This is a genomic window from Bacillus sonorensis NBRC 101234 = KCTC 13918, assembly GCF_001592005.1.
GTDB classification, from domain to species: Bacteria; Bacillota; Bacilli; order Bacillales; family Bacillaceae; genus Bacillus; species Bacillus sonorensis.
In genome coordinates this window covers 330,965-346,256 of record NZ_BCVZ01000002.1, presented here as the reverse complement: position 1 = coordinate 346,256, position 15,292 = coordinate 330,965, and the positions used below count along the sequence as shown (strand labels likewise).

At 48.2% G+C, this 15,292-nt stretch carries 15 protein-coding genes; 14 read left to right on the top strand and 1 reads right to left on the bottom strand.

The features are described 5' to 3' along the window. Nucleotides 1-137: 137 nt before the first annotated feature. The 10 genes from proG to BTR1S_RS04370 all read left to right on the top strand — a co-directional run bounded on the left by proG (nt 138) and on the right by BTR1S_RS04370 (nt 10,581). Entirely contained in the window at nt 138-959 is an 822-nt protein-coding gene (gene proG, locus BTR1S_RS04415) for a pyrroline-5-carboxylate reductase ProG (RefSeq protein ID WP_006638517.1), read from the top strand. 190 nt (nt 960-1,149) lie between these two features. Next, nucleotides 1,150-1,974 (top strand): D-aminopeptidase DppA, encoded by an 825-nt coding sequence (gene dppA, locus BTR1S_RS04410; protein ID WP_006638516.1) that lies wholly within the window; start codon nt 1,150-1,152, stop codon nt 1,972-1,974. A gap of 16 nt (nt 1,975-1,990) precedes the next feature. Next, nucleotides 1,991-2,917: an ABC transporter permease gene (locus BTR1S_RS04405; protein WP_006638515.1), complete on the top strand. Its 927-nt coding sequence runs from the start codon at nt 1,991-1,993 to the stop codon at nt 2,915-2,917. Nucleotides 2,918-2,922: 5 nt separating this feature from the next. After that, nucleotides 2,923-3,885, top strand: coding sequence for an ABC transporter permease (locus BTR1S_RS04400; RefSeq protein ID WP_006638514.1), 963 nt, complete (start codon nt 2,923-2,925; stop codon nt 3,883-3,885). A 3-nt stretch (nt 3,886-3,888) separates the two neighbouring features. After that, nucleotides 3,889-4,887 carry an ABC transporter ATP-binding protein gene (locus BTR1S_RS04395; RefSeq protein WP_006638513.1) on the top strand — a complete coding sequence of 333 codons (999 nt, stop codon included), beginning with the start codon at nt 3,889-3,891 and terminating at the stop codon, nt 4,885-4,887. A 3-nt stretch (nt 4,888-4,890) separates the two neighbouring features. Then, complete coding sequence (locus BTR1S_RS04390; RefSeq protein WP_155910097.1) at nt 4,891-6,537, top strand: peptide ABC transporter substrate-binding protein; 1,647 nt, start codon at nt 4,891-4,893, stop codon at nt 6,535-6,537. Nucleotides 6,538-6,621: 84 nt separating this feature from the next. Beyond that, nucleotides 6,622-7,545, top strand: a complete 924-nt coding sequence (locus tag BTR1S_RS04385; protein WP_006638511.1) for a S66 peptidase family protein — start codon at nt 6,622-6,624, stop codon at nt 7,543-7,545. A 23-nt stretch (nt 7,546-7,568) separates the two neighbouring features. Beyond that, on the top strand, nt 7,569-8,657 hold the full coding sequence (locus BTR1S_RS04380) for a dipeptide epimerase (protein WP_029418608.1): 1,089 nt from the start codon (nt 7,569-7,571) through the stop codon (nt 8,655-8,657). A 3-nt stretch (nt 8,658-8,660) separates the two neighbouring features. Continuing rightward, nucleotides 8,661-9,548, top strand: coding sequence for a C40 family peptidase (locus tag BTR1S_RS04375; protein WP_029418607.1), 888 nt, complete (start codon nt 8,661-8,663; stop codon nt 9,546-9,548). A gap of 19 nt (nt 9,549-9,567) precedes the next feature. Continuing rightward, the gene (locus BTR1S_RS04370; RefSeq protein ID WP_006638508.1) at nt 9,568-10,581 is read left to right on the top strand and encodes an ABC transporter ATP-binding protein; all 1,014 of its coding nucleotides are present in this window, start codon (nt 9,568-9,570) and stop codon (nt 10,579-10,581) included. Nucleotides 10,582-10,623: 42 nt separating this feature from the next. On the opposite strand, the gene BTR1S_RS04365 is transcribed toward BTR1S_RS04370, so the two are convergent. Continuing rightward, nucleotides 10,624-11,490 (bottom strand): dimethylarginine dimethylaminohydrolase family protein, encoded by an 867-nt coding sequence (locus tag BTR1S_RS04365; RefSeq protein WP_029418606.1) that lies wholly within the window; start codon nt 11,488-11,490, stop codon nt 10,624-10,626. 188 nt (nt 11,491-11,678) lie between these two features. Between BTR1S_RS04365 and BTR1S_RS04360 the strand changes: the two genes are divergently transcribed. The 4 genes from BTR1S_RS04360 (at nt 11,679) to BTR1S_RS04345 (ending at nt 15,277) form a co-directional block, all read left to right on the top strand. Continuing rightward, a complete protein-coding gene (locus BTR1S_RS04360; protein WP_006638506.1) occupies nt 11,679-12,197 on the top strand; it encodes an acyl-CoA thioesterase in 519 nt (172 codons plus the stop codon). A gap of 134 nt (nt 12,198-12,331) precedes the next feature. Continuing rightward, nucleotides 12,332-13,069, top strand: coding sequence for a DUF421 domain-containing protein (locus tag BTR1S_RS04355; protein WP_029418605.1), 738 nt, complete (start codon nt 12,332-12,334; stop codon nt 13,067-13,069). 250 nt (nt 13,070-13,319) lie between these two features. Beyond that, nucleotides 13,320-14,612, top strand: coding sequence for a pectate lyase family protein (locus BTR1S_RS04350; protein WP_006638504.1), 1,293 nt, complete (start codon nt 13,320-13,322; stop codon nt 14,610-14,612). Between the two features lie 143 nt (nt 14,613-14,755). Further along, complete coding sequence (locus BTR1S_RS04345; protein ID WP_034325799.1) at nt 14,756-15,277, top strand: DinB family protein; 522 nt, start codon at nt 14,756-14,758, stop codon at nt 15,275-15,277. Nucleotides 15,278-15,292: the final 15 nt, after the last annotated feature.

Here is a 15,292-nt window from a genome sequence, read left to right as displayed (position 1 = left end):
TTTGATGACTACATCATAAACAAAGAGTGTGGGATAAACGTGAAAACATTGTGGGAAATTGTAAAAGAAACGGATAGAATAGATAACAGACCGCCCAGCGGCGGATAAAAGACCAATACCCCGAGGTGTTAAAAGCATTGAAAAAAATCGGTTTTATCGGATTTGGAAGCATGGCAGACATGATCGCATCAAAGCTGCTTGAACAAAAAAAGATCAATGAAGATATGGTGGCAATCAGTACGAGGACACCCGGAGGCAGAGCTGAAAGCTTTATAAAACGCTATCCGAATGTTTCCCGCCAATCTCCTGAGGAACTCGCAAATCAATGCGAACTTCTCTTCATCTGTGTACCGCCTATAGCTGTAAAAGAAGCAGTCGCACAGATCAGTCCGCATCTCCAAAAAGATGCGCACATCGTGTCTATCGCGGCCGCGGTCACGATCGAGCAGCTTCACAAGTGGACAGGCAGTCAAGTATCAAGATACATACCGACTCTGACATCTGAAACAGACACAGGTACATCGCTTGTGGTTCACGGAGAACGCGTGGCGGAAAAAAACAAAAAGCGGCTCGAAGAATATCTCGCATCATTTGGCAGAGTAAAAAACATCCGGGAAGCAGATATCGATGCCGCGAGCAATTTAACCAGCTCATCACCGGGATTGATTGCTTCGATTTTTGAAGAATTCGCTCAGGCCGCAGTAAGAAACAGCAGTCTGGCAAAAGAAGAAGCGTTTGACTTCCTGATTCATTCTTTGGTAGGAACCGGGAAACTTTTGTTGGAAAAACAAATGACTTTTGAGGAAACATTGCAAAGAGTGGCGACAAAAGGGGGCATCACCGCCGAAGGAGCCGACGCCATACGACAACAGGCGCCGCAGATGTTTGATGAAGTGTTTTCCAGAACGTTGAAGAAATACGAAGAAATAAAAGAAACGGTCAGCCGCGGCGACCAATAAATAAAAACAGGAGGCTGCCTTAGGAACGGCCTCCTGTTTTTATTCGGCAAATTCCTGTACATTCCACCATTATCTTTATTTTCTAAATTTCCCAACAGTTATTGCAATCCTATTAAAATTCTAATATAATTTGTTAGAATATTCATAAAATAACAAAAAAATTGAGGGATTTTTGACAGGGGGGTTTTCGATGAAGCTGTATATGTCCGTTGATATGGAGGGGATTTCGGGACTTCCGGATGATACGTTCGTTGATTCAAGCAAGCTGAATTATGAGCGGGGCCGGATGATCATGACGGATGAGGCCAATTATGTCATTGAAGAGGCGTTCAAAAACGGCTGTTCTGAAGTGCTTGTCAATGACAGCCATTCTAAGATGAACAACCTTTTGATTGAGCGGCTTCATCCTGAAGCGCAGCTGATCTCAGGGGATGTCAAACCGTTTTCAATGGTTCAGGGGCTTGATGACACATGCGCGGGAGCGATGTTTTTGGGATACCATGCGAGGGCCTCGATGAAAGGCGTGATGTCGCACAGCATGATTTTCGGCGTCAGACATTTTTACATAAATGATCAGCCGGTCGGCGAGCTCGGCTTTAATGCTTATGTGGCGGGCTATTTCGGCGTCCCGGTGCTGATGGTTGCCGGTGACAGCCAGGCGGCGGCAGAAGCGGAGGAGCTGATTCCGAACGTGGCGACCGCGGCCGTCAAAGAAACGATTTCCCGTTCGGCGGTCAAGTGTCTCACACCGGAAAAAGCGGGGCGCCTGTTAAAAGAACAGACGGCTTTCGCGCTGCGAAACAAGGATAAAGTCAAGCCGCTCACGCCTCCCGACAGACCGGTGCTCAGCATCGAATTTGCCAACTACGGCCAGGCGGAATGGGCGAACCTGATGCCGGGCACGGAAATCAAGCCGGGAACGACGGTAGTCCGTTATGAAGCAAAGGACATTTTGGAAGCCTACCAGGCGATGCTTGTGATGACAGAGCTTGCGATGAGAACGACATTTTCCTAGGAAGGTGTGATGAACAATGGCAGGTTACATCATGAAGCGGCTGCTGTCGATGGTAGCGACCATTTTGGTGATTACGACCTTGACCTTTGTGATGATGAAAGTAATACCGGGCTCTCCTTTTAATGAAGAGCGGAACACAAATGAAGCAGTCCAGCGGAATTTGGAGGCTTACTACCATTTGGACGAGCCTCTCTTTGTTCAATATTTGTTTTATTTAAAGTCGATCGTCGCTTTTGATTTCGGTCCGTCGATCAAGCAGCCTTCACAAAGTGTCAACGATATGCTGTCTAGAGGCTTTCCCGTTTCATTTGAACTGGGAATGACGTCTCTCATAATTGCGATTTTGTCAGGGATTGCGCTCGGCATCTTTGCAGCGCTTCGGCAAAACGGGATCATCGACTACGCGGCGATGACGGTCGCCGTCCTCGGCATTTCCGTTCCGAACTTTATCATGGCGACGATGCTGATTCAGCAGTTCGCCGTCAATTGGAACATCTTTCCCCCTTCGACATGGACGAGCCCGATGCATATGGTGCTCCCGACAGTTGCTTTGGCCATGGGGCCGATGGCGATTATCGCCAGGCTGACGCGTTCGAGCATGATTGAAGTGCTGACTCAGGACTATATCCGGACGGCGAGGGCGAAAGGGCTTTCCCCTGTTAAAATCGTCATGAAGCATGCCCTGAAAAACGCACTCATGCCCGTGATCACGGTACTCGGGACGCTGGCAGCCGCCATTTTAACGGGCAGCTTCGTCATTGAAAAAATCTTCGCCATTCCGGGAATGGGAAAATATTTCGTTGAAAGCATCAATTCCCGCGATTATCCCGTGATTATGGGAACCACCGTTTTTTACAGCATCATCCTCATTGTTATGCTGTTTTTAGTCGATTTGGCCTACGGAATCCTTGATCCCCGCATTAAACTGCATAAGAAAGGGTGAGTCATATGAGCCTCCCAGTTCGCACGGAACATGAAGCGCCGCCGGGCGGGCATATCCCGAACGAATGGTTTGCCCCGAAGAAACAGGAAAAGGGCGAACGTGAATCTGTACTCAGACCAAGCCTCTCCTATTGGCAGAACGCCTGGCGCATTTTAAGGAAGAACAAGCTGGCGATGGCCGGTTTGGGCATTCTGATCTTCCTCTTCATCATGGCGGCTTTCGGGCCGGTTTTGTCTCCGCACAGCGTCACACAGCAATCGCTCGCACAGCAAAATCTTCCCCCGTCCCCGCAGCATTGGTTCGGAACAGATGAGCTTGGCCGCGACGTTTTTACAAGAACATGGTACGGGGCGAGAATTTCGCTATTTGTCGGTGTTATGGCGGCTTTGATCGACTTTGCGATCGGCGTCATTTACGGCGGGATTGCCGGCTATAAAGGCGGAAAAACCGACCATGTCATGATGCGGATCATTGAAGTGCTCCACGGACTTCCATACTTGCTGGTCGTCATTCTTTTAATGGTGTTGATGGGACCCGGACTCGGGACGATTCTCATCGCGCTGACTGTCACCGGATGGGTCGGCATGGCCCGGATTGTCAGGGGACAGGTGCTGAAGGTCAAGCATGATGAGCACGTCCTCGCCTCCAAAACGTTTGGGGCGAAAACAATGCGCATCATCAGAAAAAACCTGCTTCCGAACATGATGGGGGCGATCATCGTTCAGATGACACTGACAGTGCCGTCCGCGATATTCGCCGAAGCGTTTTTAAGCTTTCTCGGGCTCGGGATTCAGGCTCCGTTCGCCAGCTGGGGCGTCATGGCGAACGACGGTCTTCCGGTGATTTTGTCAGGTCATTGGTGGCGGCTGTTTTTCCCGGCTTTCTTTATCTCCCTGACGATGTTCGCCTTCAATGTTCTTGGAGACGGACTTCAGGATGCACTAGATCCGAAGCTGAGGAGGTCATGACATTTGCGGAAAAAAATATTGGAAGTCGAGAATCTGCATGTGTCATTTGCGACATACGGAGGGACGGTTAAAGCCGTCCGCGGCGTCAGCTTTGATTTGTATGAAGGGGAAACGTTCGCGATTGTCGGTGAATCAGGATGCGGTAAAAGTGTGACATCACAAAGCATCATGCAACTGCTTCCGAAATTTTCTGCCTTGATCACAGATGGAGCCATACGTTTCAAAGGAAAGGACTTGCGCCATCTGTCTGAAAAAGAAATGAGGACGATCCGCGGAGCCGAGATCTCGATGATCTTCCAGGATCCCATGACGGCGCTGAATCCGACCTTAACCATCGGCGATCAGCTGACAGAAGCGGTTTTGGAGCACCGCGCGGTTTCGAAGGCTGCGGCGAAAGAGGCCGTGGTCTCGATGCTTGAGCTCGTCGGGATTCCGAATCCGGGAGAGCGTTTGAAACAGTATCCGCATCAATTCAGCGGAGGCATGAGGCAGAGGATCGTGATCGCGATGGCGCTGATCTGTGAGCCGGAAATCCTGATTGCCGATGAGCCGACAACCGCGCTTGATGTCACGATACAGGCACAAATCCTTGAGCTGTTTAAAGATATTCAGCAAAAAACCGGCGTGTCCATCATTTTAATTACACATGATTTAGGGGTTGTCGCGCAGACCGCCGACAGAATCGCGGTCATGTATGCGGGGAAAATCGCAGAGACGGGAACGCGGAAAGACATCTTTTATCATCCGCAGCATCCGTACACAAAGGGATTGTTGAAATCCGTGCCGAGGCTTGACCTTGAAGAAGCGGATCTCGTTCCGATCGACGGAACGCCGCCTGATTTATTTTCTCCGCCGGCGGGCTGTCCGTTTACCGCCCGCTGCCCAAATGCGATGGAGGTCTGCGAAAAGCTCTATCCGGCGAAAACGGAAGTGGCGGCAGGGCACGATGTCTGCTGCTGGCTTCAGGATGAACGGGCAAAACGGGTTGTATTTAGTTCTTAATCTATGAAACGGGGGGATTTGATGAAAACATGGTGGAGCGGTTTGATCGTCATGGTGGTTTCCGTCATGCTGTTCGGCTGTACGGCAAATGAACAGGCGGGTCAGAATGCGAATGCGGACGGGAAAGGGAAAGAGTCGAATCAGGAACAGGTTCTGAAGCTGAACAATGAAAATGAACCGACATCATTTGATCCGCCGACCGGCTTTAATAATGTGTCATGGCAGGCGCTGAACAACTTGATGGAGGGGCTGACGAGGCTTGGGGCCGATCATGAGCCTGAGGCCGCATCAGCCGAAAAATGGAGCATTTCCGATGATGGAAAGACATATACTTTTACAATCCGCGGGCAGGCGAAATGGTCTAACGGAGATCCGCTGACAGCGGGCGACTTCGAATATGCATGGAAGCGCCTGCTTGATCCGAAAACAGGTTCTTCCGCCGCGTTTTTAGGATATGTTATTGAAGGCGGCGAAGAATTTAACAGCGGAAAAGGCTCGAAGGATGACGTAAAGGTAGAAGCCTTGAATGACAAAACCCTTAAAGTCACGCTGACAAGCCCGCAAAAATCGTTTTTAAGCATTGTCTCAAATCCTGCCTTTTTCCCTGTCAATCAGAAGGTAGCCGAGGGAAATCCGAAATGGCATGAGGAAGCAGATACGTTTGTCGGGAACGGACCGTTTAAGCTGACGGAGTGGAAGCATGATGAAAGCCTGGCGATGGAAAAAAGCGACACGTACTGGGATAAAAAAACCGTAAAGCTGGATAAAGTCACATGGGCGATGGTCAATGACAGAAATACCGATTATCAAATGTTCCAGTCGGGTGAGCTTGACACGGCCTATGTACCGGCAGAGATGAGCGAAAAGCTGATGGGGTCTGACGAAGTGAAGGTGTTTGATCAGGCCGGCCTTTACTTTTACAGGTTCAATGTCAAGATGGAGCCCTTCCAAAATGAAAACATCAGAAAAGCGTTCGCGATGGCGGTTGACCAGCAGGAACTTGTCGACTACGTCACGAAAAACGGTGAAAAGCCTGCGCGCGCCTTTGTCTCGCCGGGCTTGAAAGGATCAGGCGGCAAGGACTTTCGCGAGGAAGGCGGAGATGTAGTCACATTTAATGCCGATGAAGCGAAAAAGCTTCTTGAAAAAGGAATGAAGGAAGAACATTATAAGAAGCTGCCGGAAATTACGCTGACATACAGCACAAAGCCTGAACATAAAAAAATGGCCGAGGCGGTTCAGCAACAGCTGAAAAGTGTATTGAACGTCAATGTGAAGCTGGCCAATATGGAATGGAACACGTTCCTCGAGGAGCAAAAAGCGCTCAAGTTTCAGTTTTCGCAAAGCTCTTTCCTGGCCGATTATGCTGACCCGATCAATTTCTTAGAAAGCTTTCAAACCGATAATTCGATGAACCGGACCGGGTGGAGCAGCAAAGAGTATGATCAGCTGATCAAAGCGGCGAAACATGAAGCTGATGAAGGAAAACGCAATGAGCTGATGCATCAGGCGGAAAAGGTGTTATTTGAAGGTATGCCGATCATTCCGGTCTATTTCTATAACCAAGTCCATTTGGAAAAGGAAAATGTCAAGGGCATCATCCGCCATCCTGTCGGCTATATCGAACTGAAATGGGCCGAAAAAACATAGAATGATAAAAAAGTCCGCCCGGGACATGTATGTGCGCCTCTTCAGCACGATTCCGGGCGGTTTTTTCACAAGGGGGACTTTGCATTGAAAATCGCGCCTCAAAAACTGAAAACCGGCGATACGGTCGGGGTGATCGCACCGGCGAGTCCGCCTGTCGCGGAAAAACTTGATGCCGCCGTCCAATATTTAAAAAAGCTTGGGCTCCGTGTCAAAATCGGCCGTGCCTCCGGCAAAAAACACGGCTATTTGGCGGGAACGGATGAAGAGCGCCTGCGGGATTTTCATGATATGTTCCAGGATCCGTCCGTCAAAGCGGTGATCTGCGCGTGCGGAGGGTATGGGACGGGACGGATTGCGGAGAAGATTGATTTTGACGTCATCAAAAGCCATCCGAAAATATTTTGGGGATATTCAGACATTACGTTTTTACATATGGCCATCCAGAAGCGGACCAATCTGATCACATTCCATGGACCGATGCTCAGCTCTGATATCGGCAAAGAAGACGTCCATCCATTGACAAAACAGTCCTTTCAGCAGCTGTTTCAAAAAATGTCGCTCACTCTGACCGAAGACGTCTCGCCTTTAGAGGCTGTTGTAAAAGGAAAAGCAAAAGGGGAGCTGATCGGCGGAAATCTCGCCCTTCTTGTGACAACCCTCGGCACGCCGTTTGAAATCGATACAAGGGGAAAGCTTCTCTTTATAGAGGATATCGATGAAGAGCCTTACAAAATCGACCGGATGCTCAATCATTTGAAAATGGCGGGGAAATTGTCTGATGCCGCAGGTATTCTGCTCTGCGATTTTCATGATTGCATTCCGAAAAAGCGCAGTGAATCACTGACGTTAAAGGAGATCATAGAAGATTATATCGTCCCGGAAGGCAAGCCGGCGCTGTCAGGCTTTCAAATCGGCCATTCTTCCCCGAATATCGCTATACCAATCGGGGCTGAAGGCATGCTTGATACTGAAAAAAAACAACTGATGATCGAACCCGGGGTTTCTTAAAACGAAAAAAGAGGAGGGCCGGCATGAAGATAACCGCTATTCATACATACCGAATCGCCGTTCCATTAAAGAAACCGTTCAAAACCGCGCTCAGAACAGTGCATACCGCTGAAGCCGTCATGGTTAACATGTTGGCAGAGGACGCATCAGGCTGGGGAGAAGCGCCCCCGACCGCCGTTATCACTGGAGAAACTCTTGACAGCATCGAAAGCGCGATCAGGGAGGTGTTTGCACCTGCCTTGATCGGCCAAAGTTTATTAAGGGCGGAAGCCGTATTTTGTACAATCGACAAATTGATGTGCGGAAATACAAGCGCAAAGGCCGCTGTTGATATGGCTGTTTACGATTGTTTATCACAAATGTGCGGGCTGCCTTTATATCAATTTTTAGGAGGGTACAGGCGGGAGATTGAGACGGACTTTACCGTCAGCGTCAATCAGCCTGAAGAAATGGGGGAAGACGCCGCCCGCTATATGAATGAGGGTTTTCGTACATTAAAAGTAAAGGTCGGAAAGGACGACATCGAATCAGATCTTGCCCGCATCCGTGAAATCCGCGGACGTACGGGGACGGGAGCGAAAATCCGGCTTGATGCAAATCAAGGATGGACGCCCAAACAGGCAGTCAGGGCGATTCGGAAACTGGAGGATGAAGGTCTTGATATCGAGCTTGTTGAACAGCCCGTCCATAAAGATGATCTTGAAGGATTAAAACAAGTAACAGATGCAGTGGATACATTGATCATGGCCGACGAAAGCGTGTTTTCTCCGGAGCAGGCTTTTCAGGTGCTTAAAACGAGAAGCGCTGATTTGATCAATATTAAGCTGATGAAAGCGGGCGGCATCCGTAACGCTTTAAAGATCAATGCTTTGGCGGAAGCCTGCGGGGTGGAGTGCATGGCCGGAAGCATGATCGAAACTAGGCTCGGCGTTACAGCGGCGGCACACTTTGCAGCAAGCCAAAAAAATGTGACAAGGTTCGATTTTGATGCACCGCTGATGCTGAAGGAGGATATCGTCAAAGGCGGCATCAGCTATGAAGGAAGAAGAATGTTCTTTCCTGATGTTCCCGGTCTCGGCATCTCCAATATAAAAGGGATAAAGGGGGAGTGATGGATGGATGTATATACGGCGGCCGTTTCAGTAGCGAATGTCTGGACACACCCTGAGGCGCCGAGGAAGGTCGATCAAATGATGCTGTCAAAGCCCGTTCGTATCAGAGCCTGGCTTGATTCATTGCCATACGGGCCCCGCCTTGAATTGTGCACGGCCAATCTCATTCAGACACAGGTGCTCTTCGGTGAAGAAGTTCTTGTGCTAGAAGAAAGGGACGGCTGGGCATCGGTCGTCATCCCCGGACAGCCGTCAGCGAAAGATGACCGCGGCTACCCGGGCTGGATGCCGAAAGCTAATCTGGCAAAAAAAAGCCGGCCACAGTCGGAAGTATACGCCGTCATTCAAAAACCGACCGCATATTTATATACAGAGGAAAAAACGAGAGAGCTCGAATTGAGTTTTCTCACAAAACTTGCCATCCTGGATGAAGACAGCGCCTGGTTCCAAGTCGAAACGCCATTGGGACCGAGATGGCTGAAAAAAGAAGACGCAAAAGTCAAAGGAAATCCAAAAGGATCCGGAAAAGACATCGTACAGACAGGCGAAGCTTTTTTAAATCTGCCGTATCTGTGGGGAGGAATGAGCGGATTTGGCTATGACTGTTCAGGTTTTGCCCGCCATATGCTGATAGCGAACGGATATTCCGCGCCCCGGGATGCCGGCGACCAGGCAACGGGCGGAAAAGCGGTTCCGTTTAGCGGGGCGGAGCCTGGGGACCTGTTGTTTTTTGCGTATGGAGAAGGCAAAGGCCGGGTGCATCATGTCGGTATTTACTACGGAAACGGGAAGATGCTTCACTCTCCGAAAACGGGAAAGACCATCGAAATCATATCTCTCGAAGATACGGTTTACGAAAAAGAGCTCTGCGCAATTCGCCGCTATTTTTAATGAAAACGGAGGGATCGGCATGAAACAAGAAACATTGCTGAAAGTCAGCGGATTGAAAATGCATTTTGACGCCGGAAAAGGAAAAACAGTCAAAGCGGTTGACGGCATTTCTTTTCATATAAAAGAAGGAGAGACGTTCGGGCTTGTCGGTGAATCCGGCTGCGGCAAATCGACGACGGGCCGGGTGCTGCTGCGCCTTTATGAGCCGACAGAGGGCGGGGTTCAATACCGCGGGAAACACATTCACAAATTAACTGAAGCCGAATCGTTTCGATACAACCGGAAAATTCAAATGATTTTTCAAGACCCGTATGCTTCATTAAACCCGCGGTTGACGGTCAGGGACATCTTGCTGGAGCCGATGGAAATCCACGGCCTCTACGGAGGGCGGAAGGGGCGCCTTGAAAAAGTGGACGAGCTGCTGGAATCAGTCGGCCTTAATCGAGCCTTTGCCAATCGCTATCCTCATGAATTCAGCGGCGGCCAAAGGCAGAGAATCGGCATCGCAAGGGCGCTCGCCCTGGAGCCGGAGTTCATTGTCGCAGACGAACCGATCTCAGCACTTGATGTTTCCGTGCAGGCGCAGGTCGTCAATCTCCTGAAAAAACTGCAAAAAGAAAAAGGATTGACCTTTCTGTTTATTGCGCACGATCTCTCCATGGTCAAGCATATCAGCGACCGCATCGGCGTCATGTATCTCGGGCACATGGTTGAAATTACGGCCAGCTCCCGATTGTATCAAGAGCCGCTTCATCCTTATACACAAGCCCTTTTGTCGGCTATTCCGATTCCAGATCCCGACATCGAAGATAAACGAAAACGAATCATTTTAAAAGGCGAGCTTCCAAGCCCGATCAACCCGCCCTCAGGCTGCGTGTTCAGAACGAGATGCCCCGCAGCGATGTCGATTTGCACCGCCAAAAAGCCTGTTTTGAAAGAAGCCGAGGAAGGGCACTATGTCGCCTGCCATTTGTATGACGGGGAGGTCAAAAAGGAGGACGATGAAATGGAAGTGACGCTTCAAACAAGATAAGCTTTTTTCTAAAACAAACAGGAGCCGCTTTAGGCTCCTTCCTTACGTACAGCTCCTCTCAAGCGGCATCGTGCAGCATCTGAAAGAACCGCCCGATTTGATAATTTCCGATAAATCGATTTCAATGACCGTGTAGCCGCGCGATCTGAGCTGTCTGTTGACCTCTTTATTATCCGGGAGGCTTATCACGGTCTGATTTCCGATGGAAAGGACATTCGTTCCCAGTGTGAACTGTTCATTTTCAGGCACTTCGATCATATCATAGCGCTTTTTAAGCACCTCGTATTCTTTTTCTCCCAGCGCTTTTGGGTAAACGAGCGCTTCTTGCGGAGAAAGGATGTTGAAGACGCAGTCAAGGTGGAGATAGGTTTCCTCAAATGGAACAGGAATCACTTCATGGGATGGAAGCAGGCGTTTCAGCGCTTGAACGGCCGAAAATGATGTCCGTTCGCTGACCCCTGCGTAAACGGTATGCTGATCGATGAGAATGTCGCCGCCCTCTATTTTATACCCTCCGTTAAACGAACGATAAGCGATGTTTTCTTTGGAAAGCCATTCCTGCAGAACATTTTCTTCACCCTGGCGGATATCGGCTGAAAGCCGGGAGGTAAAAACGGTTTCCCCGATGGTAAACCCGATATCTCTTGTAAACACCTGTTCAGGAAATTGGCTCGAAGCCGGCAGCAGAAACACTTCTACGCCGCGTTTTTCCAATTCATTGATCAAAGTCTCATGTTGGCGGACGGCAATGGTTCTGTCTATATTTTCTTTATGGAAGTACTTTTGTGTTTCATTGATGACATCCTGAATCGCCATATACTCCGGCCGGCATAGGACCACTTTTTTTAGCACGTCATATTCACTTGTGCATTCTGTTTGATGATGTTTTTTCGGCACTGCTGAATCCATGTTCTCTCCCCCGTCTCTCAATATAATACTTTTCATTATTCCCTTCCCGGCGCTGGAAATAAACGTTTTGGCAAGAAAATCTCACAAATCAGCCGGATAAAAAAGTTTAGACAAATGAATTCTAATAGTGTTTAATAAAGAAAAATTCCACTTTACAAACACATCTAGACATCAAAGGAGAAATGGATATGAAGGGACCAGAGAAAAGATATTGCCGGGAATCGAAAGTTGTCAAAACAAGCAGGGTATTTCCGCTTGATACAAACAATCACAACACGCTGTTCGGAGGAAAGCTGATGAGCTATATTGACGACATTGCCTCGATTTCCGCTGCACGACATTCCAGATGTGAGACGGTTACCGCATCAATGGATTCTGTCGATTTTCTCGAGCCGATCAGACAGGAAGATTCCGTTTGTCTGGAGTCTTATGTGACATGGGTCGGAAGAACGTCTATGGAGGTATTTGTCAAAGTGATTAAAGAGCATCTCCTCACAGGGGAACGCAAGCTTGCGGCCACCTCTTTTTTAACGTTCGTGGCTCTGGATCAAGATGGAAATCCTCAGGCTGTTCCAAAGGTTGAGCCGCAGACCGATGAAGAAATCATGCTTCATCAGACAGCGCAACAGCGGGCGGAAGAACGCAAAAACCACCGGAAGCACAGCAAAGCGCTTGCCGCAGCCCTTGCGGTTGACAAGCCATGGTAAGCTGTCCGGATTGAACTGCCAAGACCCCGGTTCTTTTCAAGAAGAGCCGGGGTTTTTTTCTTTGGCGGAATACGTCAGCAAATGATTGCTAAAAATAAGAGAGATGATCAAAAACAGGAAAGAAGATATGGAATATGACGTTCGAACAGCTATGGATTTTTTTCTTCAAGCCGGCTCTGGTATTCACTATCGCTTACATTCTTTTTCGGATTGCCGGGAAAAAAGCCGTTTCTCAAATGACGAATTTCGACCTCTTATTGACATTTGCGATCGGAACGATTATCAGCGAGCCGATTCTCACTTCCAGCATTGGAATGGCGATTTACTATGCCCTCAGTTTTCTCATCTTTTATTTGTGTATTGAAAAATTGTCTTTGCATAATGTTTGGAGGCGCTTTCTTGTTGTCAGTCCAACGGTGCTGATCCGAAACGGACATATTGATGAAAAGGGCCTGAAAAAAGAGCGGCTTACAATCAATGAACTGCTCGGAAAGCTTCGTGAAAAAGGATATGCCGATCCTCACGATGTCGATTTGGCGCTGATTGAAGAATCCGGCCAAGTCAGCGTGATTCCAAAATCAGAGGCAAGGCCTGTGCAGCCGAAAGATTTGAACCTTCAGACGGCACGGAATTTTGTGCCGATTCCGCTGATTCTCGATGGGGAGATTATTGAGCACAATTTAAAATATTTGCAGAAAACGAAAGAGTGGCTGTACGAAAAATTGGAGGAAAAAGGGATAGAGAAGGCAGAGCTGTCTTCGATTACGCTCGGTACATTGCATGAAAATCATGCCATCATGATCGATAAAGATGTCCAACAGCAACCGCAAACACATGATCCGTATTTATATAAACCAGGGGATGACAAATAAAACTTTCGCCGAATAGGCGATTTTTTTATTTTAATTATTCTGAAAAAACTTTTTTGCGATTCAGTCACTTTCCATTTTAACCGCTTTATATCAACGTTTCTAAGAAGAATTATATCGCATGAACCGGGGAAATTGTCATAAAAAGAATAAACTGAGAAACGAAAACATAGGAGGAATTATCTGTTGTTTTTTATATTTTAATAGAATATATTAGTTTTTGTGAAAAAATTAGATAGAAGGTGTGTTTGTAGTGAAGAAAGGTATTGGTTTACTTTTGGCGCTTGCTATGATGGCGGGTTCTTCCCTGCCGGTGCAAGCGGAAGACCATGGGCGTGAAGTGCTCGGATCAAAGGATGGCTGGGGCGCCTATGGCGAAGGAACAACCGGAGGGGCTGACGCTTCTTCCGACCATGTCTATACGGTGCAAAACCGGCAGCAGCTTGTTGAAGCATTGGGAGGCAAAAACAGCGCAAACGGTTTAAATGATACGCCGAAAATCATTTATATTAAGGGAACGATTGATCTTAATGTTGATGATGAGAACAAGCCTTTGGGCTTTGATGATTATAAAGATCCCGAATACAGCCTGGAGAAGTATTTGGCAGCTTACAGTCCCGATAAATGGGGGAAAAAGGAGCCGTCCGGAAAACTGGAAGACGCAAGAGCGCGCTCTGAAAAAAATCAAAAAGAGCGGGTGATCCTCAATGTCGGATCAAATACGACGATCATCGGTCTGGGGGACGACGCGAAAATCCTCGGCGGAGGTTTTTATATCAAACAAGCGAAAAATGTCATCATCCGCAATATCGAATTTGAAAATGCTTATGACTACTTCCCGGCCTGGGACCCGACAGACGGAAGCGAAGGAAACTGGAACTCTGAATTTGACAACCTGTTGTTAGAGTCTTCTGAACATGTTTGGGTTGACCATTGCTCTTTCAACGACGGAAGCAAGCCTGACAACTTTGATGACACCTATTTCGGACGCGTATTTCAGCATCATGACGGACTGCTTGACATCAAAAAACAATCCGATTTTGTCACTGTGTCCTATAATGTTTTCTCAGGCCACGATAAAAATACCATTGTCGGATCAAGCGACAAATATTCCGCCGACAACGGCCATTTGAGAGTGACATTCCACCATAACATGTACGAAAATATTAAAGAGCGGGCACCGCGCGTGCGTTACGGCAAAGTGCACCTGTACAACAACTATTTTAAAAACACGGAAAACAACTATGATTATTCATGGGGTGTAGGATATTCTTCAAAAATTTACGCTGAGGACAACTACTTTAGTCTGCCTGAAGGAACAAAGCCCGAGAAGATGATGAAAGCCTTCAAAGGCGACGCATTACATGAAGAAGATACATTGCTGAATGACCAAAAAATCGATGTTGTCAGCACGTATAACAAAGCGTACAATGCGTCAATCAAAAAATCGACGGGCTGGACGCCTGAGCTGTACGAAAAAATCGACGCCGCCAAAGATGTGCCTAAAATTGTCGAAGAACAGGCCGGCGCGGGGAAATTGCAATAATCCAAAGGAGCGGACATGATGAATGTCCGCTTTTTTGCATTGCAATCCAAAGCTGCGGGTGCTACGATTTTGCCAGGTGGCCCGGTCGGTTCGAATCGAACAAGCCCGTCCGCATGGAAAAGTGGAAATAGAGGAGTGAGGGGATGGCTCTTATTAGAGATTTATCCACGGATGAGAAGATGGCGCCGGCCGTCGGGGTTCTTTTTTCTGCCGTCAACGAAAATATCGGCCGGCTGAAGTCGATCGTTTCCGGCAGCAGCCAGGAGCTGCTGGATGATAAGGGGGAACACGGCAATAAAAACAGCATCGCCCAGCTGATTTATCATTTGATCAATGTCGATATTCGCTGGGTGTACAGAATCAGACAAGAGGAGCTCCCGAGTGAAGTGGAAGAGGCGTTCGGCCCGATGACAGATGAAAACGGACACTTGCCTGAAGTGAAGGGTGTGCCGTTGTCGGTTTTATTACAGCAATATGATGAAGTCTTGGAAGTATTGAAGAAAACTGCAGAACAGCTGACAGAAGAAGATTTGCTGAAGACGGTCCCGTATGAAGGCGGCTTTGCCACTATCCGCTGGGGCATTTGGCATATGTCAGACCATAACCGCTATCATCAGGCGCATATTCAGGCGTTGATCAAAGAATTCCAGAAGCGCAAAGGTTGATTTTGCCGGAAAAGC